Annotated in this window: 23 protein-coding genes and 1 pseudogene; 8 read left to right on the forward strand and 16 right to left on the reverse strand. The window is 71.4% G+C overall.

The window, feature by feature from the left end:
* The first annotated feature begins 70 nt into the window (after positions 1-70).
* Positions 71-991, forward strand: a complete 921-nt coding sequence (locus AB0M88_RS37040; protein ID WP_364110498.1) for a hypothetical protein — start codon at positions 71-73, stop codon at positions 989-991.
* A gap of 100 nt (positions 992-1,091) precedes the next feature.
* Here AB0M88_RS37040 and AB0M88_RS37045 read toward each other — a convergent pair whose 3' ends face one another.
* Together AB0M88_RS37045 and AB0M88_RS37050 are read right to left on the reverse strand one after the other, a co-directional pair.
* Positions 1,092-1,247 (reverse strand): DUF6131 family protein, encoded by a 156-nt coding sequence (locus tag AB0M88_RS37045; protein WP_364110499.1) that lies wholly within the window; start codon positions 1,245-1,247, stop codon positions 1,092-1,094.
* Positions 1,248-1,292: 45 nt separating this feature from the next.
* Complete coding sequence (locus tag AB0M88_RS37050; RefSeq protein WP_364110500.1) at positions 1,293-2,474, reverse strand: MFS transporter; 1,182 nt, start codon at positions 2,472-2,474, stop codon at positions 1,293-1,295.
* A gap of 73 nt (positions 2,475-2,547) precedes the next feature.
* Between AB0M88_RS37050 and AB0M88_RS37055 the strand changes: the two genes are divergently transcribed.
* From AB0M88_RS37055 to AB0M88_RS37065, 3 genes are read left to right on the forward strand one after another with little or no spacing between them, the layout of a single operon-like run.
* A complete protein-coding gene (locus AB0M88_RS37055; protein WP_364110501.1) occupies positions 2,548-2,901 on the forward strand; it encodes a DNA polymerase ligase N-terminal domain-containing protein in 354 nt (117 codons plus the stop codon).
* 44 nt (positions 2,902-2,945) lie between these two features.
* Positions 2,946-3,614 (forward strand): DedA family protein, encoded by a 669-nt coding sequence (locus tag AB0M88_RS37060; RefSeq protein WP_364110502.1) that lies wholly within the window; start codon positions 2,946-2,948, stop codon positions 3,612-3,614.
* Between the two features lie 50 nt (positions 3,615-3,664).
* Entirely contained in the window at positions 3,665-4,339 is a 675-nt protein-coding gene (locus AB0M88_RS37065; RefSeq protein WP_364110503.1) for a hypothetical protein, read from the forward strand.
* A gap of 93 nt (positions 4,340-4,432) precedes the next feature.
* On the opposite strand, the gene AB0M88_RS37070 is transcribed toward AB0M88_RS37065, so the two are convergent.
* A complete protein-coding gene (locus tag AB0M88_RS37070; RefSeq protein WP_364110504.1) occupies positions 4,433-4,996 on the reverse strand; it encodes a hypothetical protein in 564 nt (187 codons plus the stop codon).
* 123 nt (positions 4,997-5,119) lie between these two features.
* Between AB0M88_RS37070 and AB0M88_RS37075 the strand changes: the two genes are divergently transcribed.
* Complete coding sequence (locus AB0M88_RS37075) at positions 5,120-5,746, forward strand: HAD-IA family hydrolase (protein WP_364110505.1); 627 nt, start codon at positions 5,120-5,122, stop codon at positions 5,744-5,746.
* Here the strand turns inward: AB0M88_RS37075 and AB0M88_RS37080 are convergent.
* Positions 5,718-6,686 carry a Dyp-type peroxidase gene (locus tag AB0M88_RS37080; protein ID WP_364110506.1) on the reverse strand — a complete coding sequence of 323 codons (969 nt, stop codon included), beginning with the start codon at positions 6,684-6,686 and terminating at the stop codon, positions 5,718-5,720. The two genes, AB0M88_RS37075 and AB0M88_RS37080, sit on opposite strands and share 29 nt — an antisense overlap.
* A gap of 39 nt (positions 6,687-6,725) precedes the next feature.
* Here AB0M88_RS37080 and AB0M88_RS37085 point away from each other — a divergent pair, with 39 nt between their 5' ends.
* Entirely contained in the window at positions 6,726-8,162 is a 1,437-nt protein-coding gene (locus AB0M88_RS37085) for an NAD(P)/FAD-dependent oxidoreductase (RefSeq protein ID WP_364110507.1), read from the forward strand.
* A 99-nt stretch (positions 8,163-8,261) separates the two neighbouring features.
* Here AB0M88_RS37085 and AB0M88_RS37090 read toward each other — a convergent pair whose 3' ends face one another.
* The 6 genes and pseudogenes from AB0M88_RS37090 to AB0M88_RS37115 all read right to left on the reverse strand — a co-directional run bounded on the left by AB0M88_RS37090 (position 8,262) and on the right by AB0M88_RS37115 (position 14,447).
* Entirely contained in the window at positions 8,262-9,692 is a 1,431-nt protein-coding gene (locus tag AB0M88_RS37090; RefSeq protein ID WP_364110508.1) for an alpha/beta fold hydrolase, read from the reverse strand.
* Between the two features lie 66 nt (positions 9,693-9,758).
* Positions 9,759-10,334 (reverse strand): dihydrofolate reductase family protein, encoded by a 576-nt coding sequence (locus AB0M88_RS37095; protein WP_364110509.1) that lies wholly within the window; start codon positions 10,332-10,334, stop codon positions 9,759-9,761.
* A gap of 64 nt (positions 10,335-10,398) precedes the next feature.
* The gene (locus tag AB0M88_RS37100) at positions 10,399-10,776 is read right to left on the reverse strand and encodes a carbohydrate-binding protein (RefSeq protein WP_364110522.1); all 378 of its coding nucleotides are present in this window, start codon (positions 10,774-10,776) and stop codon (positions 10,399-10,401) included.
* A gap of 22 nt (positions 10,777-10,798) precedes the next feature.
* Positions 10,799-11,236, reverse strand: a pseudogene (locus AB0M88_RS37105) (hypothetical protein); the annotation flags it as partial.
* Positions 11,237-12,367, reverse strand: a complete 1,131-nt coding sequence (locus AB0M88_RS37110) for a hypothetical protein (protein WP_364110510.1) — start codon at positions 12,365-12,367, stop codon at positions 11,237-11,239.
* 7 nt (positions 12,368-12,374) lie between these two features.
* Positions 12,375-14,447 (reverse strand): alkaline phosphatase family protein, encoded by a 2,073-nt coding sequence (locus AB0M88_RS37115; RefSeq protein ID WP_364110511.1) that lies wholly within the window; start codon positions 14,445-14,447, stop codon positions 12,375-12,377.
* A gap of 143 nt (positions 14,448-14,590) precedes the next feature.
* On the opposite strand from AB0M88_RS37115, the gene AB0M88_RS37120 reads away from it, so the two are divergent.
* A complete protein-coding gene (locus tag AB0M88_RS37120) occupies positions 14,591-15,835 on the forward strand; it encodes a glycosyl hydrolase family 18 protein (RefSeq protein ID WP_364110512.1) in 1,245 nt (414 codons plus the stop codon).
* Between the two features lie 6 nt (positions 15,836-15,841).
* On the opposite strand, the gene AB0M88_RS37125 is transcribed toward AB0M88_RS37120, so the two are convergent.
* Positions 15,842-16,636 (reverse strand): LamG-like jellyroll fold domain-containing protein, encoded by a 795-nt coding sequence (locus AB0M88_RS37125; protein ID WP_364110513.1) that lies wholly within the window; start codon positions 16,634-16,636, stop codon positions 15,842-15,844.
* 51 nt (positions 16,637-16,687) lie between these two features.
* Positions 16,688-18,019: an NAD(P)/FAD-dependent oxidoreductase gene (locus AB0M88_RS37130; protein WP_364110514.1), complete on the reverse strand. Its 1,332-nt coding sequence runs from the start codon at positions 18,017-18,019 to the stop codon at positions 16,688-16,690.
* A gap of 146 nt (positions 18,020-18,165) precedes the next feature.
* Between AB0M88_RS37130 and AB0M88_RS37135 the strand changes: the two genes are divergently transcribed.
* Positions 18,166-19,212 carry a YbhN family protein gene (locus AB0M88_RS37135; protein WP_364110515.1) on the forward strand — a complete coding sequence of 349 codons (1,047 nt, stop codon included), beginning with the start codon at positions 18,166-18,168 and terminating at the stop codon, positions 19,210-19,212.
* Here the strand turns inward: AB0M88_RS37135 and AB0M88_RS37140 are convergent.
* The 4 genes from AB0M88_RS37140 to AB0M88_RS37155 all read right to left on the reverse strand — a co-directional run bounded on the left by AB0M88_RS37140 (position 19,193) and on the right by AB0M88_RS37155 (position 23,858).
* Positions 19,193-19,846 carry a tetratricopeptide repeat protein gene (locus AB0M88_RS37140; protein ID WP_364110516.1) on the reverse strand — a complete coding sequence of 218 codons (654 nt, stop codon included), beginning with the start codon at positions 19,844-19,846 and terminating at the stop codon, positions 19,193-19,195. The two genes, AB0M88_RS37135 and AB0M88_RS37140, sit on opposite strands and share 20 nt — an antisense overlap.
* Positions 19,847-19,902: 56 nt before the next feature.
* Positions 19,903-21,147, reverse strand: a complete 1,245-nt coding sequence (locus tag AB0M88_RS37145) for a tetratricopeptide repeat protein (protein WP_364110517.1) — start codon at positions 21,145-21,147, stop codon at positions 19,903-19,905.
* A complete protein-coding gene (locus AB0M88_RS37150) occupies positions 21,144-22,097 on the reverse strand; it encodes a cyclase family protein (protein WP_364110518.1) in 954 nt (317 codons plus the stop codon). The genes AB0M88_RS37145 and AB0M88_RS37150 overlap by 4 nt, the downstream gene beginning before the upstream one ends.
* 165 nt (positions 22,098-22,262) lie before the next feature.
* On the reverse strand, positions 22,263-23,858 hold the full coding sequence (locus tag AB0M88_RS37155) for an alpha/beta hydrolase (RefSeq protein WP_364110519.1): 1,596 nt from the start codon (positions 23,856-23,858) through the stop codon (positions 22,263-22,265).
* Positions 23,859-23,991 lie beyond the last annotated feature (133 nt).

Consider the following 23,991-nt stretch of genomic DNA (forward strand, 5'->3'; position numbering starts at 1 on the left):
GCCGCCGCCCCCTACCGGGGCCCGGCGTCGCCGTATGCTGTGCGCTTCATTGATCAACTTGGGAGTCGCCATGGGGGCAAAGATGCGTACGGTCGCGGTCGCGGCCATCGCCGCGACATTCATCGGCTTTGGTTCCGTCCCGGCGTCGGCCGACGTCGGTGATCCCCTCGCGGTCGTCTCGACCGGCCTGGCCGACGGCCAGTGGGTCGGCAACCGGCTCAGCGTCGCGCCGACCTTCACCGGCAGCGTCGCCAAGTTCGACGTCGAAGTGAACGGTCACGTCGTCCACGCCCTGTCCACCGCCCGCCGCGTCTCGGTGCCACCGTCCTTCCTGACCGACGGCACCGACACCGACATCACCGTCCAGGCCTACGACGCGGACGGGAACACGGCGACGGCGACGACCCACGTGCACGTCGACCTGATCAACCCGACCGGCACCACGTTCACCCCGGCCGACCGCAGCATCGTGCGCGGGGTCGTCACGGTGACCGCCGGCAACGTCGCCGACGACGTGGTGCGGATCGCGCTGATCGACCAGACGACCGGCCAGGAAATCACGGCCGCGACCGGCGCACCCTGGCAGCTGGGCTGGGACACCGTGGCCCACCCGCGCCTGATCTCGCTGATCGTCACCGACCACGCGGGCAACCAGTCGCGCACCGATCCGATCTGGACCAGCGACAACGTGGCCCCGCGCATCGGCGACCCGACCTACTACACCCCCAGCGGAGTGCCGGGCCGGGTCTACGGTCTCGTCCAGATCAACGCGCCGTTCAGCGACGCGACGGGCGTCAACCACACCCAGTGGTGGCTCGACGGCGTGCAGATCCGGGAGTTCCAGGAGCCTGGCACCGCGACGATCAGCGGCGACCTGTTGACCTACGACTTCGGCACGGTCGAAGGCTCCCACCAGCTCGAACTGCGGGTCTGGGACCGGGCCGGCAACGAGGCGACCCGCACCTTCCCGATCGTCGTCGCCCCGCGCTGAAGATCACCAGCGGCCCGAAGGACAAGGCCAAGGTGAAGGGAACGCGAACGCCGCGGTGACCTCCGTTGGTCACCGCGGCGCTGGCGTGGCGAAGAATGGATTAATACCAATAACGCCGTCCGCCGATGGGGCGGCCGACCGAGCCGAGAATCCAGAAGACCGCACCGACGACCAGGATGATAATGCCGATCGTGGTGAGGATCGAGATGTGGGCGAAGATGCCGATGAGCAGCAGAATCAGGCCCAGGATCAACATGGTGTGTGCTCCATTCGGCGGGGGAACGGGGTCCGCCGCACCGAGTCATACCCGCATCGAAGAATTGCCAATCATTGCTGGTTCGCGGCGGGCGACGTAAATCAGCGTTACGGCGATCGCCAATGCGCCGGCCTCCATCGCGGCGCCGACCAGCGGGGTGGAGTCGTAGCCCCAGCCGTGGGTGATGGCGCGGCCGCCGAGGTAGGCGCCGAGGGCGTTGCCCAGGTTGAACGCCGAGACGGCCGACGAGGAGGCCAGCAGGTTCTGGGCGTCGCCGTCGGCGGCGGTGATGACGCGGGTGGTGAGGCCCGGGACGGTCGCGTAGGCGACGACGCCGAGGACGAACAGGGTGATCAGGGCGGGCAGGCGGGAGTGCGAGGTCCAGCCGAAGGTGACCAGCACGACGAGCATGGCGATCGACGCGCTGACGATCGTCCCCATGAGACGGCGGTCGGCCGAGCGGGCGCCGACGATGTTGCCGAGGACCAGGCCGAGGCCGAAGAGGGCGAGCAGCCACGGGAGCGCGCCGGAGGAGAAGCCGGCGACGTCGGTCATCAGGGGGGCGATGTAGGTGAAGGGGGCGTAGACGGCCCCGAAGGCGAGGGCGGTCAACGCGAGCGCCAGCCAGACCTGCGGGTTGCGGAACGCGGCCAGCTGGGTGCGGGCCTCGCCGGTGGAGGCCATCGTGGGCACGAACGCGACCGTCGCGACCGCCGCGAGCAGGCCGAGGGCGGCCATCGCCCAGAACGTGGCGCGCCAGCCCAGCTGCTGGCCGAGCAGGGTGCCGAGGGGCACGCCGGCCACGCTGGCGAAGGTCAGGCCGCTGAGCATGGCGCCGATCGCGCTGCTGCGGCGTTCGGGGCGCACCAGGTCGCCGGCGACGATCGTGGCGACACCGATGAAGGCGCCGTGGCAGAGCGCGGTGACGACGCGGCCGGCCAGCATGGTGGTGTAGTTGGGGGCGAGCGCCGAGAGCACGTTGCCGGCCACGAAGAAGCCGAGCAGGAACAGCAGGACCGGGCGGCGTGGCCGGTGCGCGACGAGCGCGGTGAGCAGCGGGCCGCCGATCACGACGCTCAGGGCATAACCGGTGATGAGCAGGCCGGCGGTGGGGATGGTGACGCCGAGGTCGGAGGCGATCGGGGGCAGCAGCCCGGTGATGACGAACTCGGTCATGCCGAGGGCGAACGTGCCGACGGCCAGGGCGACCAGTGCGAGCCTCATCATGGGATCAGCCAAACAAACTGGAACCGGTTCCGCCAAGGCTCTTATTACAAGGTGTGAAAGAAGGGAAGCTGTCGTGGCACGTCCGGCCTTCGTCCTGCACGACCACCGCAAACCGCGGCCGCATTTCGACCTGCGGCTGGAGGAGGACGGCGTCCTGCGGTCGTGGGCGGTGCCGCGCGGCCTGCCGACCGAGCCGAGCGGCAACCGGCTGGCGGTCGCGGTGCCCGATCACGCGATGGACCACCTGGCGTACACCGATTCCGACAAATCAATCGCGGATACGGGCTGGTGGGAGCAAGAGGACCGCAACGACAAGCGGATCGTCTTCACGTTGCACGGCCGGGAGGGCGCACACCGCTACGCCCTCATTCACACCGACGGGTCGAACTGGCTCCTCCATCGGACCAAGGATCAGCCTCAGAACTGACTCTGCACGTTTGGATCTCCGCGCTCCGGCTACCGTGTTAGCCGATGCCTCCTCCAGCCGACCTTCCCGGATTCCTGCACGGTGTGGCACCCATCCTCGACCGATGGGGCTATCTGGCCGTTGCCGGCATGATCGGCGTGGAGAGCTTCGGCATTCCCGCGCCTGGTCAGACCATCATGGTGGCCGCCGCGATCTACGCCGGTGCCGGCCGCCTCAACATCGTCGGAGTGGCCGCGATCGCCTTCGTCGCCGCGGTCATGGGCGACAACGTCGGCTACTGGATCGGCGTCCGCGGGGGCCGGAAGGTCGCCCATAAATACGGCAAATATGTCTTTCTGACCCCGGAGCGGCTGGAACGGGCCGAGCGATTCTTCGCCCGCCGGGGCAGCCGGATCGTGCTGGTGGCCCGGTTCATCGACGGCATCCGCCAGTTCAACGGCGTGATCGCCGGCATCACCGCGATGCCGTGGCGCACGTTCCTCCTCTTCAACGCGATCGGCGCCTTCCTCTGGGTCGGCTGGTGGACGACGATCGCCTATATCTTCGGCACCCATCTGGTCGAGATCATCGACCACGCGCATCGGTACAAGTGGTGGGCGATTGTGGCAGTTGTCGGGGCTGTCGGGGTTTATGCCTGGCTACATATCCGGCATATCCGACGGCGCCGAGCACGAGGAGCGGCACAATCTGACGTCATCGATTCCCGATCGTGAAGTTTTCTCCGGTAGCTTCTAAACGGTTCATGAACTTCCAGGGAGGAACCGTGACCACGACACAGCTCGAGCGTCGCCGCGATCAAGCCGCGGCCGCTGGCGCTGCGGTGGTGAAGGCGACTGCGACCGTCACCGAGCTGGAGAACCGGCTGCGGACCAACGCCGACATGACCCAGCAGCAGAGCCAGGCGCTCCGCAACACCCAGGCCGAGGCCAAGCGCCTCAAGCGGTCACTGAAGACCCAGGCCCGCGATCGCGACCGCCTCGCCAAGGCCCACAAGAAGGCCGTTGCCAAGGCGACCAAGGCCAAGGACCGCGCCGACTCGGCCGAGTCGAAGTACAGCAAGTCCGTGCTCGCCAACCTGGTCGACCAGGCCAAGCAGCAGGACCGTCTGGCCAGCCGGTCCGTGACCCCGGCCGCGACGCCGCAGCCCGCCACGGCGAAGCCGGAGCCCGTCCCGGCCGCCATCGTGAAGGCCGAGCCGAAGACGGAGCCGACCACGGAGCCGAAGCCGCAGCCCACGCCGGAGCCGGCCGCCGTGCCCGCGCCCGTGCGGACGGCCCGGTCGACGGCTGCCCGCACGACCGCGGCCAAGGCCGCTTCGGCCGCTTCCACCCCGGCCAAGGCCGCTTCCACCCCCGCCATCGGCCGCGCTCGCAAAACCGCCGCGACCCCGGCGACCCCCACGGCCGCGAAGCGGACTCCGGTTCGCCGCACCCGATAACCAAGAAGACGTACGCGGGTCCGCCTCCCTCAACTGCAGGGAGGCAGACCACGCCCCCCGCGCGGAGAGCACCCCGTCCCGGGGTATCTCCGACTACTGACCGGGCGGCTGGCCGTTACCGGGACCCCCGCCCTGATTCTGGCCCCCGGACAGATTCGTGTCCGTGATCGCGGTGGCGCTCGCCTTCGCGTCGGCCACGATCCGCACGGTGTGACCCGCCGCGACCGAGCCGATCTGATCCGACCCGTTGTCGACCGACGTCGAGCTCGTGATCGCGTACGACTTGCTGTACCCGTCCTCGCTCTTGACCGTGATCGCGCTGCTGCTGACCGCCGACACCGTCCCGGTCTGGGTGAGCTCGGTGGTGTAGCCCCCGTTCCCGTCCGACACGACGGACGTGCCGTGCAGGGCCGCCGCCGCGCCGCCGAAGCCACCGCCCGGGCCACCGAACCCGCCGCCGGCGCCCGGCGCCCCGGTCACGCTGTTGCCGTTCCCCCGCCCGACCGCGGCCATGATCCCGGCCGTCACCCCGCCGCTGGCGATCGCGACCGCGACCAGCGCCCCGGCGATCGCCAGCTTCGGGTTTCGCTTCCGGCTCCCGGGCGGTAGAGGCGAACCGGGCTGGGACGAACCAGCCGGCGGCGTCCATTGCGTCACAGGCTCGGCGGACGAACGGGTTGAATGGTCGTGAACGGTCATCGTCTTCCGGTCTCCTCGGCTAGTAGTGCGCTACGAAGGAGACTGACGTCGGCCGCTATGCGAAACCTGTGGAGGCTTTGGGTGCTGGATATCAACGTCGTCAAAGCGGTGCTGTTCGACATGGACGGCACCCTGGTGACCTCGGACGCGGCGGTCGAGCGGGCCTGGATGGCGTGGGCCGCCGAGTACGGCGTCGACGGTGCGACGGCGTTCGAGATCGCGCACGGCCGTCCGAGCGAGCCGACCGTACGCACCCTGCTCCCCCACCTCGACGAGCCGAGCACCGCGGTCGCGATCGCCCGCCAGCTCGAGCTGCAGTACGACGACCTGTCGGATGTCGCCGCCATGCCGGGCGCGCACGAACTTCTGGCCCTGCTCGACCGCCGCGGCCTGCCCTGGGCGGTCGTGACGAGCGCCGACGTCCGGCTGGCCAAGGCCCGGCTGGGCGCCGCCGGCATCGCCGCCCCGACGCTGGTGACCAGCGACGACGTGCCGGTCGGCAAGCCCGACCCGGCCGGCTACCTGCGCGCGGCCGATCTGCTCGGCGTGCGGCCCACCGACTGCCTGGTCGTCGAGGACGCCGACGCGGGCCTCGAGGCGGCCCGTAAAGCGGGTTCCTATACCGCCGCCCTGCGCGGCCTCGACGGCGACCTGCGGCTGGGCAGCCTCGACGATCTGCTCACTCTTTTCCGCTCGGAGAGGCCCTAGGCAGGTCGTCGAGGAACTCGGCGGCCGGCACGAAGAACAGGCCGCCGGTCAGCGCGGTCGAGAAGTCGAGGATGCGGTCGTAGTTGCCCCACGGGTCGCCGAGGAACATCCGGCGCAGCATCTGCTCGGGCACGTCCGGGGTGGCGGCGTACGCGATGTAGTAGGTCCCGAACTCGCCGCTCTTCACCGACCCGAACGGCATGTTGTCGCGCAGGATCTTGAGTTCGTTGCCGTCCGGGTCGTCGATCGTGTTGAGCGCGACGTGTGAGTTCGACGCCTTGTCGCGGATCTCGATGTTGTCGAGCTTGGTACGCCCGATCGCCGACTCCTGGTCCTCCACCTTGAGCGCGTTCCAGGCCGTCAGGTCGTGCACGTACTTCTGAATGAGCACGTAGCTGCCGCCCGCGAAGTCCGGGTCCTCGTCGCCGATCAGCACGGCCCGGGCCGCGACGTCGCCGGCCGGGTTCTCCGTGCCGTCGACGAAGCCGAGCAGGTCGCGCTCGTCGAAGTACTTGAAGCCGTGGGTCTCGTCCTCGACGTCGGCCACCTCGCGCAGCCGCTCGACGATCTTGGCGGCGAGCTCGAAGCACAGGTCCATCTGCCCGGCCCGCAGGTGGAACAGCAGGTCGCCGGGGGTCGAGGGCGCGGTGTGCCGACTGCCCTTCCACGACCGGAACCGGTGCAGCCCGGCCGGGCGGTCGAGGCCCGCGAACAGCCGGTCCCACAGGTCGGCGCCGATCCCGGTCACGCACGACAGCTGCCCGGCCGGCAGCCGGAAGCCGACCGACCGCTGCAGGCCGCTGAGGTCCTCCAGCAGGTCGCGGACCGTGTCCTCGCCGCCCGGCCGGACGGTCAGGACCAGGAAGATGGCGGCGTCGGTGAGCGGGGCCAGCACGGCCTGCGAGGCGACGATCGGGCCGGGTGTCCGGGGCTCGGTCATGACGCGCAGCCTACGGTCACCGGCGGCGATAATGAACGCATGAGTGAGCGGGTCGACGTGCTGGTGATAGGGGCCGGTCTGTCCGGCATCGACGCGGCGTACCGTCTGTCGACCGGGTGCCCGGGCAAGACGTTCCTGATCCTCGAGGCCCGCGAGGCGATCGGCGGCACCTGGGATCTGTTCCGTTATCCGGGCGTCCGCTCCGACTCCGACATGTTCACGCTCGGCTACCCCTTTCGTCCGTGGCGCAACCCGCGGGCGATCGCGTCGGGCGACACGATCCGCGAGTACATCCGCGACACGGCGGCCCGCTACGGCCTCGACCAGAAGATCCGCTTCGGGCGCCGGGTGGTGCGGGCGCACTGGTCGAGCGACGACGCGACCTGGACGGTCGAGACGGACAGCGGCGAGACGTACGCGTCGACCTTCCTCTACCTGTGCACGGGCTACTACCGCTACTCGTCCGGCCACGAGGTCGACTTCCCCGGGCGGGACGCGTTCCGGGGCCGCATCGTGCACCCGCAGCACTGGCCGGACGATCTCGACTACGCGGGCAAGCGGGTCGTCGTGATCGGCAGCGGCGCGACCGCGGTGACCCTGGTGCCGTCGATGGCCGCGACCGCGGAGCACGTGACGATGCTTCAGCGCTCCCCGGCGTACTTCGTCTCGCTGGGTGGCTCCGGCCGCGAGCCGGACGCCGAGCTCAGTGGGCCGAGGGCCCGCCTGATCCGGGGCCGCAATGTCCTCGGCACCGCCTTGCTCTATCAGGCTTCCCGGCGCTGGCCCGAGCGCGCCGCGCGGTTCCTGCAGGGCCAGGTCGCCCGCCAGCTGCCGGGCGACCTGCCGATCGACCCGCATTTCACGCCCCGCTACCGGCCGTGGGATCAACGCCCGTGCGTGGTTCCGGACGGCGACTTCTTCGCCGCCCTCCGGGCCGGCAAGGCCTCGGTGGTCACCGGCCACGTCGAAACGTTCCGCTCCACGGGCGTACGCCTCACCGACGGCACCGAGATCGACGCCGACGTGATCGTGACCGCGACCGGCCTGACCATGGTGGCCTTCGGCGAGATCGCCCTCGACGTCGACGGCACACCGGTCGACGCGGGCCGGCTGCACGTCTACAAGGGAATGATGTTCTCCGGCGTGCCCAACCTGGCCTGGTGTGTCGGCTACATCAACGCCACGTGGACACTGCGGGCCGACCTCACCTCGCGCTACGTCTGCCGCCTGCTCAACTACATGGACCGCCACCGCATCGCCGTGACCACGCCGACGATGCCGCCCGGCGCGGCCGGGACTGACGAGCCGCTGATGGCGCTGACCTCGGGCTACGTGCGACGGGCCGCGGCCCTGCTGCCCCGGCAGGGCGCCCGCCGGCCGTGGCGGGTGCGCAACAACTACCTGACCGACCTGCCGGGCATGCTGCTGAGCCGGATCAACGACGGCAACGTCCGGTTCGTGCGGGCGAAGGCCTGAGATGGAACGGTTCGTGGTGCACCCGGGCGGCGTGCGCACCCGGGGTGGCCCGGGCGGCGGACTGGCCGGCCCGGCTCACTCCGGCGCGCTATTGGGCGATCATCTCGAGCAGGTCGACGCCGGGGGCTTCCCGTCCAGACGATCGCGACTCCACCCGACCAGATCGGGGGAGTCCCCGCTGAGCACGCCGACGTGGTCGAGCCCGGGAAACGTCCGGTAGTCGACCGTCGTGCCGGTCGCGCACTCCCGCCGGACATAGTCGTCCTGGATCGTCGCCGGGACGGTCGTGTCGGCCTTCCCCTGCCCGATCAGCACCGGCACCGCGATCGGCTGGTCGGGGACGTTGTCGCGGAGGCGGGCGCCCAGGGCGCCGGAGTTCGGTGGAGTCTTCCAGATGTCGCCGCCGCGCAGCACCGACAACGTGGACAGATAGATTTTCGGGTCGTCGAGGCAGCGGCCGGCCTGCTCGCGGACCGTGACCCGGTCCTCGGCCCGGACGTAGGCGTCGAACCGGACGTCGGGATAGGTCTCGCTGTAGGACTCGATCAGATAGGCCGAGTAGATCTCGTCGCGCCAGTGGTCGGCCAGCCGGGGCACGTCGGAGCCGGGGGCCAGGGCGGCGACACCTTTCAGGTCGACCGCCGGGGCATAGGCCGGGGCGATGATGCCGGTCCAGAGAGCGGCGTTGCCGCCCTGGGAGTGGCCCCAGACCAGGGTCTGCGGCGCCGGTCTCAGGTCGGTCAGGTCCCGCACCGCCAGGACGGCGTCGAGCAGGGAGCGCGCCTCCCCCGGGCCGATCAGAAAGGGATGCGGTCCTTTCGTGCCCAGCCCGGGATAGTCGGGCGCGATCACGATCCAGCCGGCGGCGAGCGCCGGGGCGAGGTCGGGAATCGAGCCGGTGCCGACCGGGCCCGGTCGGAGCGAGGGCGCGCAGTCGGGCGCGAGGCCGGTGGCCCCGTGCGCCCAGACGACGACCGGTCGCGGCGTCGCGGGAGCCTGGGTCGCGGCCACGACAATCGCGCTGGCGACCGTCGCCGTGCCGTCGCCACGGGTCGTCGTGTAGAGGATGCGCCGGGCTTTCGACGAGGACGGAACTCCGCGGGTGAAGGGCTCACTCCGGAGGAGAACACCGTGGCCGGCCGGCGGATGGGCGGGGGCGGCGTAGAAGGCGTCCGGCCGGGGATGGGTGACCTGCAGAACGAGGGCGCCGGCCAGCACCAGCGCACCGGTCGCCGTGGCGGCGACGCGCAGCGGGGTCTTGCGGAGGACGACCGCCCCGCCGAGGAACACGCCCAGTCCCGCGACCACCGGAGACGTGACGAGCAGGGCGAGCGCGGCGACAGCCGCGAGCGCCCAGGCGACGGGAACGAGAGTCAAGAGAAGGAGAACCGCGCCGGCCGCCACCAGCACGGCGGGCGCGCCCGTCGTGACCCAGCCGCCCAGCATCAGGAGGGCGCCGAAGACGGCCGCGAGTAGGCCGAACGCCGCCGCCGGCCAGCGACGCCGGCCGACCGGCACGAGCCACCGCACGCCCGAAGTCTGTCACGCCGGGGAGGCGCCCGGCCTGGATCGTTCGGTCGAAATCGCGACGCTGTCTTACTCGGCGGCCGCCGAAGCCAGGGTGTAGCTCGTCACGACGACTTGGCCGTCGACCACGCGCGACTGCTCGGTCCGCAGGTTGAGGCGCTGCTTCGGCTCGGTGAAGAGCTTGCGGCCGCCGCCGAGCACGACCGGGTGGACGGCGATGTGGTATTCGTCGATCAGGCCCAGGTCGGTCAGCGTCGCGGCCAGGCCGGCCCCGCCGGTCAGCAGCAGGTCGGCGCCGGGCTGCGACTTGAGGGCGGTCACCTCGGCCTGGACGTCGTCGCGGATCACGCGGGTCGTCCACTCGTCGCCCTCGTAGGTGCGGGAGAAGACGATCTTCGGGGCGGCCCGCCAGAACGGCGCGAATTTCAGGGTGTGCGGGTCCTGGGACATGGTCTCGGCCGCCGGCCAGAAGCCGACCATCATCTGCCAGACCGGGCGGCCGAAGAGCAGGGTGTCGACCCGCTCGTCGATCGCTTCCGAGTAGGCCGAGAGCTCCGGGCCCATGACCGGCCAGTCGAACTCGCCGTTCGGGCCGTCGACGAAGCCGTCGACCGACGTGTGCACCCAGTAAATGATCTTTCGCATGGCCCGATCCTCCTAGAAAACCAATGTCATCGAGTCAGACCGGGCCAGGCGTCGAAACTAATCGTCAGCAGGCGCCGTTGTCGGTCCACACGTCGTGGTTACCCGGCGTCTCGTTCTGTGTCCACCACTTTGCGGTGTACTTGTGGCCGCCGTACGAGACGGTGCTGCCACCGGCGTACGCGGTCGAAGCGTTCCAAGCGGCCGGGCAGCCGCCGGCCGGCGGGGTGGTGGTTTCACCGCCGCCGCAGGCACCCTGGTCGGCCCAGACGTCGGCCGTTCCGGGGGTCTCGCCCTGGGTCCACCACTTGGCCTGCCAGGTGTGGCCGTTGTACGAGACCTGGTTGCCACCGACGTAGACCGTCCCGGCGTTCCAGGCCGCCGCAGTGCAGGAACCGCCGGTGGTCGGAGCCGTTGTAGAAGTACGCGCTCTGCGAGGCCGAATCCCAGTAGGTCGTGGACGGGTTGTCGACGATCCCGGTGAGCTCCTTGTAGTACGCCACCCCGGGCACCTGGCTCAGCCCACGGGCCGACGAGGGGCCCGACGCCGACGAATACAACCCGTGGTCGGCACCGGCCGGCACGCCGCTCCAGCCGCGGTAGTAGAACGGGATGCCCATCGTCAGCTTGCCGGCCGGGAAGCCGCCGGGAATCCCGTATTCGGGCAGGCCGGAAGTCCAAGCTGTGATCGCGGTGTCGATCGAGTACTTCTTGCCGCCGGGCCTGCCCCGTCGCCCGCGTTGGGGTTCGACTCGTTGGTCGAGTCGGACGCCTTGGTCGCCTCGAAGCAGGTCAGATTGGCCGGGTCGATGTTCTCGAAGTCGTAGATCAGGTAGTCGAGTTTCCCGGCGATGCCCGAGGTGTCGAGGTTCTTGGGATAGAACGCGTTGCCGTAGATGCTCCAGTCAGAAGCTGGCGAAACGGCGCAGGTCCAAGCCGCCGACCATGGTGAAGTCGCCGCCCACCTCGAGCCGGCCCGAGGTGTGGTTGACGCTCAGGACCCGTACGCCGATCACGCCGTTGGCCTGCGGAGCCCACGGCGCCAACGCCCCGGTCGAGGTCACCGCGACCAGCTTGACCCGGGGCACCGAGCCGTCGGTGCAGCCGCCGCGGGTGCCGTTGCGCTCGGTCAGGCACGCGTTGTCGAAGTGGCCGCCCACGTAGACCAGGCCGCCCTCGAGCGCGATCGCCGCCGCGTCGCCGTCGAAGACACGCTGCCAGCGGGGCACCCCGGCGGCCGTGTAGGCGACCGCGCGCCCGCCGACCCCGCCCATGGCCGCGTAGACGCCGGCCGGGTCGACGGCCAGCGCGTGCACCTCGGCCGGCGGCCGCGGAACGAACAGCGGGTCGGGCCGGCCGGTCGCGCCGTCCAGGGCGGCCAGGCGCAGGGTGCCGTGCACCTCGTCGACGGTGTGGAAGCTGCCCCCGACGTAGACCTCGCCGCCGCCGACCGCGACCGCGTGCACGGCGTCGTCGGCGGCCGGGTGCCAGCGGCCGTCCAGGCGGTCGTCGAACAGCGAGAACGCGGCCAGGTTCTGCCGCCTGCTGCCGTCCACGCCGGAGAACCGGCCGCCCAGGTAGAGCCGGTTGTGGGCGATCGCCAGGGCGTACGGCGTGCCCGAGAGCGCGTGCCGGAACGGGCCGACGCCGGCCGTGAACGGGTTGATCCGGGCCAGGGAGTCGCGCTTCCGGCCGCCGACCTGGTGGAAGTCGCCGGCCACGTAGACGCTGTCCGGGGTGGCGGCCAGGGCGCGTACGGTCCCGTCGGCCGGCGGCGCCCAGTCGAGCAGCGCGCCCGTACGCGCGTCGAATGCCGCCAGGCGCAGCCGGGCGACGCTGCGCCCGGCCCAGGTCGCGCTGGTGAACGAGCCTCCGACGTAGACCGTGCTCCCGCGGTGGGCGATCGCGTACACGCCGCCGTTGAAGGTCGGCGTGGCGAGCGGGTGGGCACCGACCGCGATGGCCGAGGGGGTGGCGATCAGCAGCGTGGTGATCATCAGGACAGCGAGGGCCGTACGCCGGACGAGTGATGGCACAAACCGACTAACCGTCCCGCGAGCGGGAAAGTCTCGGGTGGTCGAAGGCCTCCGGCTCCTCGATCTCCGCGGAAAGGGCCGGGGCCTGTGTGCGCAGTCCGAGCATGGCCAGCCATTCGATCAGCTGCCGGTGGACGACGTCGGCGCCGTCGAGTTCGGGCTCGGTGACCGGCCAGCGGGCCGGGTGCACCAGCACGGCCTCGGTCTGCCAGCCGCCGAGGCCGCCGTGCGAGCCGACCAGTTCCTCGAACGCGGCCACCTCGTCGGTCACCGGGTCGACGCAGCTGATCAGGACGAGGTCGGCGATGTGGGCCGACTCCTGGTGGCGCAGCAGGTCGTGCCGGGCGTGCGGGCCGTACGGCAGGAGCGGGTCGATGCCCTGCACCACCCCGTCGCCCAGGCGGTGGCTGCCGGCCGCCCCGACCGCGACCGGGCCGTCCTCGTCGCGCACCACGACCAGGCCGATGCCCGGATGGGCGGCCAGCCCGCTGATCAGTTTCGGGTAGACGCTGTCGATCTCGGCCCGGTCGAGCCGGCGGCGGTAGCGGGTGAGGTAGAGCAGCGACAGGTTGCCCGAGTTGACCACGAGCAGCGGGTCGACCGGCGTTTCCGGGGCCGCGTCCGGCGGCGGCGAGGAGGCCGGGGTGCCGGACGAGAGCCGCACGACGACCTCGTCCAGCGACTCCCCGTACCGCTGGCGGAACGTCGCGCCCTGGCTCTGCCCGTGGTCGGAGAGAACGACCAGGTGGTAGTGCCGGGCCGCCTCGGGGGCGAGCCTTTCCAGCACTCCCAGCATCCGGTCGAGGCTTTCCAGCTGCCGCATCGACTCCGGACGCGCCGGGCCGGCGTGGTGGGCGACCTCGTCGTAGTCGACCAGGTCGCAGTAGATCGCCGGGGCACCCCGGGCCATCTGCTCGGCGACCAGCGAGATGTTGACGTCGCGGAGCAGCATCGAGGCCGGCCGCAGGGCCAGGAACAGGCCCGACCGGCTGACCCGGGGCAGCAGGTTGCGGCGGCGCTGCAGTCGGGCCTGGTGCAGTTCGGTGAAGACCTCGCCGATGCCGAGCACGATCGCGCGGGTGAATCCGTACGGCGAGGCCATGAACGCGGCCCAGCCGCGGGCCGACCGGCCGGGCAGCGCGGCGTGGCTGACCGTGAGGAGGTTGATCGCGGCATCGCCGCCGAACGCGTTGCCGATCGAGACGCCGCCGTCGCGCAGGAGTCCCCGCCCGTCGCTGAGCCGCGGCTCGATCACCGCCGCGTCGCGCGGCCGGTTGGAGACCATCAGCCGGCCGGTCTCCTTCTCGAACCAGCGGAAGCCGGGGATCTGCCGGCTCGCGCCGTGCAGGATGCCGGCCTGGGAGGCGGGCGTGGTCGACGGCAGCCCGGTGTGCCAGCTGCGCATCGTGTGGCTGCCCGAGCGCAGCCAGTGTCCGAGGGTGGGCAGGTTGCCGGCCCGGATCGACCAGCGCAGCACCGGCTCGGACACCCCGTCGAGCTGCACCATGATCAGGCCGGGGTCGGTGCCCGGCCGGGGCCGGCGCAGGGTGATCAGCGGGCCGCCGCCCTGCCGGGCCTGGCGGCGGCGGACGCTGCGCATGAGCCGCTTCGCTTCGCGGACGAACGTGTCGTCGCTGCCGCTGTCGGCCATCCAGTCGAGGATCGCGGCGAAGATCACGGCCAGGATCGCGGCGATGAACAGCGACGGCAGGCCGCTGATGCGGTTGGCCGGGTCGAGTTCGAGCGCGACCACGATGACGACGACCTGGACGCTCACCCCGAGCAGCATCGCGCCCCAGCCGCCGAGCGCGACGATGCCGGCCAGCAGCAGCGGCCGCAGCACCGCGCCGACCGCGGCGACCAGCACGACCAGGCCCAGCGTGTTGACGACGTCGGTGCTGGCCACACCCGGCATCAACCAGAGCGTGACGGTCAGCACGACGAACGTGACGAGGGCGCTGCGGAGCACCGCGCGGGTGCGTTTGAGGACGCGCTGCCAGCGGAACAGCGCGCGCAGCTCGGCCCGCCAGCCCCGCGTCGGCGGAACCGGTGGGGGCGGCTCGTGCGGGCTGATGGCCACGTCCAAACGATCGCACAGGCCACCGGTCACGGCGCCACGACGTCACCTACGTCTCACCCGCACGGCGGGACGCGGCACACGAACAGCGGACGGCACCCGATCGAGGGACGGTGCGGCCGGGTCGCGGGGTTAACTTCGAGTCGGTGCGCCTTCGTGCTGTGCTCGCCGTCCTGCTGTTGCTCTCCGTCGCCGCTTGCACCGCCGCCCCGCCTCAGCCCGCGCCGACACCGGCGCATCAGACCAGGGCTGCGGCCCGGGTGGTCGGCTACTTCACCGACTGGGGCGTCTATGCCCGCGACTACCAGGTCAAAGACGTCGAGACGAGCGGCTCGGCGGCCGGGCTGACCGATCTCGTGTACGCGTTCGGCCAGGTCAAGGGTGGTGCGTGCGCACCGAGTGACGCCTGGGCCGACTACCAGAAGCCGATGCCGGCGGCCGCCAGCGTCGACGGCGTCGCCGACGACCCGAAGGCCGCGGTCAAGGGCGACTTCGGGCAGCTGATCAAGTTGAAGGCCCGGCACCCCGGCCTGCGGTTGATCTGGTCGTTCGGCGGCTGGAACGGCTCCGACGGCTTCGACGACGCGGCCCGCGACCCGGCCGCGTTCGCCTCGTCGTGCCGCGCGCTGCTGCAGGACAGCCGCTGGCGGGGACTGTTCGACGGCATCGACATCGACTGGGAGTACCCCAACGCCTGCGGCATCACCTGCGACAAGAGCGGCCCGGACGCGCTCGGCCGGGTGCTCGGCGCGCTGCGGACGGCGCTCGGGCCGAATGCGCTGGTCACGGCGGCGGTTCCGGCCGACATCGGCAAGCTGCGGCGTACGGACTATGCGGCGGCGGCCCGGTCGGCGAACTGGCTCAGCGCGATGACCTACGACTACTTCGGCACGAGTTCGGACGACGGGGGCGGTGGCGACCCCACCGACCTGCACCGCACCGAGCCGCATTCGCCGCTGACCGCGTACGCGGGCATCCCCAAGGCGACGGCGAACACCTCGTCGAGCATCGACGAGCTGCTGTCGCTCGGGGTTCCGGCGAGCAAGCTCCTGCTCGGCATCGGCTTCTACGGCCGGGGCTGGACCGGCGTGACCGGGGCCGGGGTCGGCTCGGCCGCCGACGGCCCGGCCGCCGGGAAGTACGAGCAGGGGCTGGAGGAGTACGAACTGCTGGTCAAGCGCTGCCCGCCGACCGGCACCGTCGGCGGGACCGCGATCGCGCACTGCGGTTCGCAATGGTGGTCCTACGACACCCCGGAAACGATCAGAACCAAGATGACGTACGTCCGGAGCAAGGCGCTGGGCGGGGCGTTCGCGTGGGAGTTGTCCGGTGACACGGCCGACGGCGTACTCCTGAAGGCCGTGGCCTCCGGCCTGAACCCGGAGTCCTAGCTCTTTCTACCCGATCTGGACCCAGACGTTGTCGAGGGCCCCGTTGAACTGGTCGTTGTCGGGGAAGGAGCCTTTGCCCCCGATGCTCAGCGGGCGCTGGTTGGTGACCGAGAGCTTGGACGGCACCGCGATGCTGCCCCGGGTGACGCCGTCGACGAAGATCGCCAGCGTGGTGCCGGCCCGGCGGCACTGCAGCGAGTGCCACCGCCCGTCGGCGATCGACGCCGAGCTGTACGCGATCCGGATCGTCGGCCGCCGGTCGTCGACGAGCACGCAGCTGGGCCGCCCGGCCACCCCGTCGACCTGCAGCTTCCACTGGCTGCTGGTCCTCGAGTAGCCCTTCTGGACGATGTTCTCGCCCTTGCTGGTCTGCCCGGGCGGCAGCAGCACCTCGGCCCCGAAGGCGATGTCGCGGGTGCCCGGGTTGAGATCGGCCGAGGTCGGGCTCCGCAGCGCGACGTGCGGGCAGATCCGGGCCGTGCACTCGGCCGGGAAGGCGATCGCCGAACCCTGGCCGTGCACGACCCGCCGCACCGATCCGCCGTGTGCCGCGACCGCCCGCAGCGTGTGCCCGTGCCCGGACTCGTCGGCGATCGCCGGGGACCGCCGGTCGTCGAAGCCGTACCGGGCGATCATCACCGACGAGCCGGTGGCCAGGGTCGGGAGGACCGGCCGGATCATGACCAGTGCCGGTCGCTGGCCGCGATGGTGGGCGCCGCCGGCCGGCGGGCCGGCGGCCGCGGCCGGGGCGGGAGTCGCGACGACCGCGGCGAGAAGCAGGGCACCCGACCAAGATCGCATGTCCGGATTATGACCCGACGGGCGAATAGCCCTTACGCCATCGGCACAGATTCAGCCGCCGGAAGATTGCGTGTCCTGGGTCATCCCGGTGTCGGGCATCGCCTCGGGCGCCGCGCTGTCGAGCGGCACCGCCTCGCCCGGCACCAGTCCGAGTTGGACACCCTGCTTCGGCAGCACCGCGTCGAGGGCCCAGTCGGCGGCCACCCGCACCCGATTGCCCGGCATCGACAGCAGGTGATAGCCGCGGGTCACCGCCTTGGCGACGATGCCGGTCAGTGGCACCCCGAGCGGGTTGGCGGCCGAGTCGAGACCACCCAGGTCGACGACGAAGCCCAGGTCATGGTGTTTGTAAGGCCGCCGGCGCCCGTGCCCGTAGGACGCCGCGATGTTCTTGGCCGCCGTCGTGCCCTGCCGGGTCGCGTGCTGGGCGGTCATCCCGGTGATCTGGCCGGGCATGGTCAGGTCGGGGACCGCCGCGGCGTCGCCGATCGCGTAGACGTCGGGATGGCCGGGCACGGTCAGGTATTCGTCGACCACCATCCGGCCCTGCTTGGTCGGGAGGCCGATGCCCTCGACCAGCGGGTCGGGCCGCACCCCGACGCACCAGATCAGCGAGCAGGTCGGCACGTATTCGCCGGTCGACAGGTACACGCCGTCCTTCATCGCCTGCTTGACGCTGGTCTGGGTGAGAATTTCGACGCCGCGCTCGCGCAGCACCCGATCGGACGCAACCGCCAGCCGCTCGTCGAGCGAGGGCACCACCCGGTCGGCGGTGTCGATCAGCAGCCAGCGGGGCCGCCCGGTCAGCTCGCGCCGGCGCCTGGCCAGGGCTTCGGTGTAGAGCACGCCCTGGGCCGCCACCTCGGTGCCGGTGTAGCCCGCCCCGACCACGACGAAAGTGCACCGGGCCCGGCGCTCGTCCTCGTCGTCGGTCATGGCGGCCATCTCGATCTGCCGGGTCATGTGATCGCGCAGGAACAGCGCCTCCGGGATGCCGCGGAACCCGTGCGCGTACTCCGTCACGCCGGGCACCGGGAGCAGCTTGTTGACGCTGCCGGCGGCGATCACCAGTCGGTGGAACCCGAGCGTGCGGGTGCGGCCCTCCGGATCGCGCCACGTCACGGTGCGCCCGTCGAGGTCGAACCGGTCCACGTGACCGAGGATCACGCGTACGCCCGGAAGCGTCGCGGAAAGCGACACCGAAACCCGCCGGGGTTCGAGAATGCCGGCCGCCACCTCGGGCAGCAGCGGCAGGTAGAGGAAGTAGTCGGTCGGGTTGATCACGACGATCTCGGCGCCGCCGCGAGAGAGCCTGGACAGCTTGCGCGCCGCGGTGAAACCGCTGAAGCCGGCGCCGACGATGACGATGCGAGGCCGTGCCATGGAAGGGTCCTTCCGTCGTGAAACCGACCGGATGCCCTGCTCACCGTAACGAAAACGGCGGCCGCCGGAAGTGACGCGTAAAACACTGGGCATGCCGGGCCGGAAACCGGGGGCGGCGGCAAGCACGGAGTGCAACGATCGATGGGATGGCCGCCGTGCAGGAAACCGTCCGGCCCCCGACCGGCCACCCGCCGTGGTGGCGCCGGGGCCCGGTGGTCGTCGGCGTCGTCGTGCTGATCCTCGGCGTCGAGCTGGTCCTCGGCTGGCACGCGCTCGCGGGCGCGCTGACCCAGTTGCGGGCGCCGCGCTGGGGCTGGGTGCTGGGCGCGGTGGCGGCCGAGGTGGCCTCGATGGGCACGTACGCCCGGATGCAGCGGGCCCTGCTGCGCGGCGCGGGCACCAAGGTCCCCATCCGCAAGCACGTCGCCACGGCCTATGCGGCGCATTCACTGAGCGCGACCCTGCCCGGCGGCCCGGTCTTCTCGACCACCTTCAACTTCCAGCAGATGCGGCGGTTCGGCGCCTCGGCCGCGGTGGCGTCCTGGTGCATCGCGCTCAGCGGGGTCCTCTCGACCGGCGCGCTCATCGTGATCGGCTCGGCCGGGGGCATCCTGACCCGCGACTCGGGCGGCTGGCATTCGCTGGTCGGCTACGGCGTGGCCGCGCTGGCGATCGCGTTCGGCGTACGCCTGGTGGCCGAGCACCCGCATTGGCTGGACCGACCGGTCCGTCTGCTGCTCGGCGGGGTCAACCGGGTGCGGCGGCGCCCGCCCGAGCACGGTCACGACGCCGTGCTCGGCTTCATCGAGCAGCTGCGGTCGATTCGGGTGCACCCGGCCCGGTTCGGGGTCGCCGCCGCGCTGGCCCTGCTCAACTGGCTGTTCGACGCCGTGTGCCTGTGGATGTGTTGTGTCGCGGTCGGGGCGCCCGGCATCACCGCCACCAGCCTGGTGATCGCCTATTGCGCCGGGATGGCCGCGGCCAGCCTGCCGATCGTGCCGGGCGGGCTCGGCGTGGTCGACGGCGCACTGATCCTGGGCCTGGTCGCGGGCGGGCTGCCGACCTCGTTCGCGGTCGCGGCGGTGGTGCTCTACCGGCTGATCAGCTTCGGTTTCATCATCGGCGCGGGCTGGCTGGTGTGGCTGGCGATCCGGGCCCGGCACGCCCGCGCGGTCAGTCCTTCTTCCGCTTGAAGAGGCTCCAGCCGCGCTTCTTCTCGGCCGGCGCGTCGTCGCGGGCCGAGCCGTCCAGGGTCGCCAGCCGGTGCTGGGCGACCGGGTTCTCCGGCTCCAGCCGCAGCGAGATCAGCAGGGCCTGCCGGGCCTGGTCGATGTGGCCGAGCGCGTCCAGCGCGACTCCGTGGGTGAAGTAGTAGTGGGCCTCGTTCGGGTCGAGCCCGACCGCGGTGCGCGCCGCCTGCTCGGCGTCGGCCAGGTGACGGTCGGCGGCGAGTAGCGCCCAGGCCACCCGGTCGTGCCAGAACGGGTTCTCCGGCTCGGTGATCACCGCCCGGTAGGCCATCGTGATCGCTTCGTCGTGGCGTCCCATCATGGTCAGCGCCCGGCTCGCGGTGGCCAGCGGCCGCGGGTCCTCGGGCAGCAGCTCGATCGCCCGGTTGGCCGCGTCGAGCGCCGCCTCGCTCTGGTCGAGGGTGAGCCGGACCCGGGCCAGCAGCAGCCAGCCGGCGGCCGAGCGGGGGTCGGCCGACAGCACCGGTTCGAGGGTCGACGCCGCCTTCTCGGGCTCGAAACGCTCGAAGTAGGCCGCCGCCCGCGCGATGCCCAACTCGGTCGGGTCGGTCGGCAGGGGGACGGTCGGGGAGGTCACAGGCCCATCTTCGGCAAACCGCTCACCACCATGAGGTGATTTGTCGGAAAGACCCCCTATTTGGCGCGTCGACGGGCCCGCAGACGTCGGACGATCACGAACAGACAGACCACTATGACGAGCACCAGGGCGACGACCACCAGCGAGAGCCACCACCGGTCCTGCGTCGCGGCGATCTCGAACCCGATCGCGGCGATCAGGCACAGCACCACCACCCACCAGAGGATCACGCTCAGCCGGTCCCGCGGCACGGCCAGACCCGCCGAGCGGACGTGCGCGTTCGACGCCGAGACGGTCAGCAGCCGCACCGCGAACCCGCCGACGGCGGCCGAGCCGAGCAGCCACGGCAGCCAGGCGGTCGGCGCGGCGGTCGCGGTCAGCAGAAGAGCCAGGCAGACCGCGGCGCCGATCGCGGCGACCCGCTGCCGGCCCTGCGTCACCACCTCTTTCAGGTACGCGCGGAGCGAACGGTCCAGCCTCACCACGAAATAGGTCGCGAACGCGATCGGGGCCAGTGCCGCCACGCCGGCCACCACCCGCGCCCCGACGACCGAGAAGCCGCTGACCCGCCACCCCACGTACGCCAGCACGGCGAGCAGGATCGCGGTGTAGACCAGGAAACGGCGCAGCGCCACGTCGAGCATGAACCGGCTCGCCTGCTGCCGGGGGTCGGTACGCAGCGCCCCGGCCAGCCCGCTCACCCCGCGCGCCAGCCGGCCCAGCGCGAACGGGTTGCGCCCGCTCACGTCGAGAGTCGCCAGCTCGTGCTGGGCGACCGCGTTGTCCGGCTCGAGGGCGAGCGCGTCGCGCAGCGCCTGCCGGGCCCGGTCGGCCATGTCGAGCTGCTTCATCACCATCGCGTAGGTGATGCGGAAGTCGGCCTCCTCCGGGTCGAGGTGCACGGCGACCCGGGCCGCCTGCTCGGCCTCGGCCCCGCGCCCGCCGTGCCCGAGCAGCGCCCAGGCCAGCCGGTTGTGCCGGTAGGCGTTCTCGGGCTCCCGCTGCAGCGCCGCCACCGCCACGCCGATCGCCTCGTCGTGCCGGTCGAGCGCGGTCAGCACCCGGCTCAGCGCGCCGAGCGCCTCGGCCGACTCGGGCGCGACCCGGACCGCGTGGTCGGCCGCCGCGAGGGCCAGGTCGGTGCGCTTGAGGGCGAGCTGGGCGTGCGTCATCAGCACCAGCGCGCGCAGGTGGTCGGGCTCGGCCGCGAGCACCGGCCCGAGCAGCTCGGCCGCCGCGGCCGGCTCACCGCGCTGGAACTGCGCGGTCGCCATCGCGATGGCCGTGCCGGTCTCGCTCACGCCGTACGGCTGGGCTGCCAGCCCGCCGACCGGGTGTGGTCGTGCGGCTCGAAGTAGGGCATGGTCGCGTACGCCCGGACCGGGAACGTGCCGAAGCCGCTGATCCGGGGCGGCGCGGCGGTGAACCGGGCCCCGGTCGGCGGCACCTCGGCCAGGTTGGTCAGGTTTTCCACGATCGGGATGCCGGCGGCCAGCAGGATCGTGTGGGCCGGCCGCTCGCCACCGCTCGCCTCGGTCGGGTCGTCGATGTTGATCGAGTCGATGCCGACCACGGCCGCGCCGTGCTCGACCAGCCAGCCCGCCGCGTCCGCGGTCAGATAGGGGTTACCGACCGGATATTGCGGGGTGCCCCAGTGCCGGTCGCCGCCGGTGTGCAGCAGAACCGCCCGGCCGGCCACATTGAGCCCGTCGAGGTCACCCTCCTCGACCGCGCGGCGGCCGCTGTCGACCTGCCGCGCCACGACCGCGGGCAGGTCGGCCAGGCGCTCCAGCTCGACTCCCGCCAGATCGGTGCCGCCGACATAGCGGTGCCGGGGACTGTCGAGGTAGGTGCCGGTCTGCCCGAGCATGCTCACCCGGTCGAAGCTGAACTCGGTGCCCTCCGCGTAACGGTCCCGCGACTCCTCCCAGGTGAGGTGCGAGGAGATCTCGGGCGCCGGTAGACCGGGGTACGTCGTCATGCCGTTCGTGATCACGTGGCTGAGCTCGACGTAGCGCCGCCGCTCGGACGGGCCGGCGAACGTGCCCAGGTGCGGCTCGGCGAAGACGCGCACGTTGGCCAGCTCGACCCGGCCGGCCTTGAGCAGGTTGAGCGAGGCCACGAACAGCTCGCCGATCTCGGCCTCGGTCACGTCGGCGTGCGGCACGTCGACCCGGAAACCCTGGGTCTGCAGGGCCCCGCCGTTGGTGAACGTGACGACCGCGTCGAACTCGGCCCGGTACTTCAGCACGGCGTGCCTCCCCTATGACAGTTCGATGATCGCTTCCACGATCAACCCGATGCCGAACATAGCGAAGAGCATGGCCGCGGCGTACCGGCCTCAGGTAGCGGGTCAAGGCAAGCATCCTGGGCGCCGATGCCGGAACCGGCCGGCCGGCCGGTTCCGGTGCGACGGTCAGCTCGCGGTCAGGGCCTGCCGCAGGGCCAGGCGGGCCGGGTCGGCGGGCGCCGCCCGCTTCGCGGCCGGTGCGGTCGGGTCGGGTTGGGCAAGCGGGGTGCAACGCTTGTCGGAACGGTCACCCTTCGCGCGCTTCGGGAGTACGCCGGTGGCCAGGTAGTCCGCGACCGTGTCGTCGACACATTTGTTGCCGAACAGCGAGCCGGCGTGGGTCGTCCCGCCGACGCCCTCGACGAGTGCCGCCTTCGGGAACCGCTTGCGCACCTCGAGGCTGCCGGTGAACGGGGTCGCCGCGTCGAGCGACTCGCTGAGCAGCAGGATCGGCGGCGCGTCCTCACCGTTGACGTTGACCGGCACCGCGGGGGCGGCCGGCCAGTTCCGGCACGGCGCGTTGTACCAGGCGTTGGCCCAGGTCTCGAACGGCGCCCGGCGGTGCATCGCCCAGTTGTCGGACTGCCACTTGCTCCACCCGGACGGCCACTTGGTGTCGGTGCACTGCACGGCCAGATAGACCGCGTAGTTGTTGTCGGCGCCCGGCTTCTGCGGGTTGTTGGTGTCGTAGAGCTTCTTGAGCGGGGCCGGGTCGTGCTTGTTGACGAACGCGCTGAACGCGTTCGCGACGTCCTCCCAGCCGAAGATGTAGTAGCCGGGCTGCAGGAACACGTCGGTCAGCTCGTCCGGGCCGATCACCCCGCCGGCCGGCTTGGCGATCAGCTTGGCCTGCTCGGCGTAGAACAGCTTCTCGACCGCCCGCTCGGTCCGGCCCAGGTGGTAGATCTTGTCGTACTTCGCGATCCAGCCGAAGTAGATCTTGATGTTGCGGTTGAACGCGTAGTCCTGGTCGAGGTTGGAGTCATACCAGACCCGGCTCGGGTCGACGTTGCCGTCGAGCACCATCCGGCGCACCCGCTCGGGATACATCGTGGCGTAGACCTGACCGAGGTAGGTGCCGTACGAGAAGCCGTAGTAGTTGATCTTGTCGGCGCCGAGCGCCTCGCGCAGGCTGTCCATGTCGCGGACGGTGTCGATGGTCTTCAGGTGGCTCAGCAGCGAACCGCCGGCCTTGGCGCACGCGGTCACGTACCCCTGGGCCTTGTTCAGCCAGGCCGCCTCGCGCTGGGCGGTGGTCGGCACGTACGGCGGCCGGTCGTACCCGGCGTAGTCGCTGTCGCAGGTCAGGGACGGCACGCTGGCCCCCACCCCGCGCGGGTCCAAGCCGATCCAGTCGTACGCCGCCCCGGCACCCTTCGGCACCAGCGACCCGATCAACGACAGGGCCCGCCCGGACCCGCCGGGACCACCCGGGTTGGTCAGCATGACGCCCTGGTACTGCTTCTCCGGGACGGTGTGCCGGATCCGCGAGATCGCGAGTTTGAGGGTGCCGCCGTTCGGCTTGCGGTAGTCGACCGGCACGGTGAGGAAGCCGCACTCGGCCTTGTGCAACTTCAGGTTGGAGTCGGTGCACGCCTCCCACGTGATCGGCGGATGGTCGGCCCGGGCGCGGGACGGATCCTCGTCCGCCCGGGCGGTGGTCGCCACGGCACCGATCGCTACCAGGGCAATCGTGGTGGCCGTCGCCAGAATTCTCTTCATGCCAGCCTTTCGTGTCCGATTCGCCCCAATATGCTGAAGCGTGGACGGGCCGAAAGGGGGCCGCCCCCCCCGGGCGCCCCCCAAAAATGGGGGGTGAGCGGGGCCTGGGGACCAACAGGGGGGCCCCCCCCGG

Origin of the sequence: Actinoplanes sp. NPDC051411, assembly GCF_040682075.1 — a bacterium.
Taxonomy (GTDB): Bacteria; Actinomycetota; Actinomycetes; order Mycobacteriales; family Micromonosporaceae; genus Actinoplanes.

Bases quoted from the DNA above. Each gene is read 5' to 3' on its own strand.
- AB0M88_RS37060 (WP_364110502.1), top strand. From the start codon at position 2,946: ATGCCTCCTCCAGCCGACCTTCCCGGATTCCTGCACGGTGTGGCACCC.
- AB0M88_RS37135 (WP_364110515.1), top strand. From the start codon at position 18,166: ATGGCCGCCGTGCAGGAAACCGTCCGGCCCCCGACCGGCCACCCGCCG.
- AB0M88_RS37155 (WP_364110519.1), bottom strand. From the start codon at position 23,858: ATGAAGAGAATTCTGGCGACGGCCACCACGATTGCCCTGGTAGCGATC.
- AB0M88_RS37130 (WP_364110514.1), bottom strand. From the start codon at position 18,019: ATGGCACGGCCTCGCATCGTCATCGTCGGCGCCGGCTTCAGCGGTTTC.
- AB0M88_RS37040 (WP_364110498.1), top strand. From the start codon at position 71: ATGGGGGCAAAGATGCGTACGGTCGCGGTCGCGGCCATCGCCGCGACA.
- AB0M88_RS37045 (WP_364110499.1), bottom strand. From the start codon at position 1,247: ATGTTGATCCTGGGCCTGATTCTGCTGCTCATCGGCATCTTCGCCCAC.
- AB0M88_RS37080 (WP_364110506.1), bottom strand. From the start codon at position 6,686: ATGACCGAGCCCCGGACACCCGGCCCGATCGTCGCCTCGCAGGCCGTG.
- AB0M88_RS37095 (WP_364110509.1), bottom strand. From the start codon at position 10,334: ATGCGAAAGATCATTTACTGGGTGCACACGTCGGTCGACGGCTTCGTC.
- AB0M88_RS37085 (WP_364110507.1), top strand. From the start codon at position 6,726: ATGAGTGAGCGGGTCGACGTGCTGGTGATAGGGGCCGGTCTGTCCGGC.
- AB0M88_RS37125 (WP_364110513.1), bottom strand. From the start codon at position 16,636: ATGCGATCTTGGTCGGGTGCCCTGCTTCTCGCCGCGGTCGTCGCGACT.
- AB0M88_RS37050 (WP_364110500.1), bottom strand. From the start codon at position 2,474: ATGATGAGGCTCGCACTGGTCGCCCTGGCCGTCGGCACGTTCGCCCTC.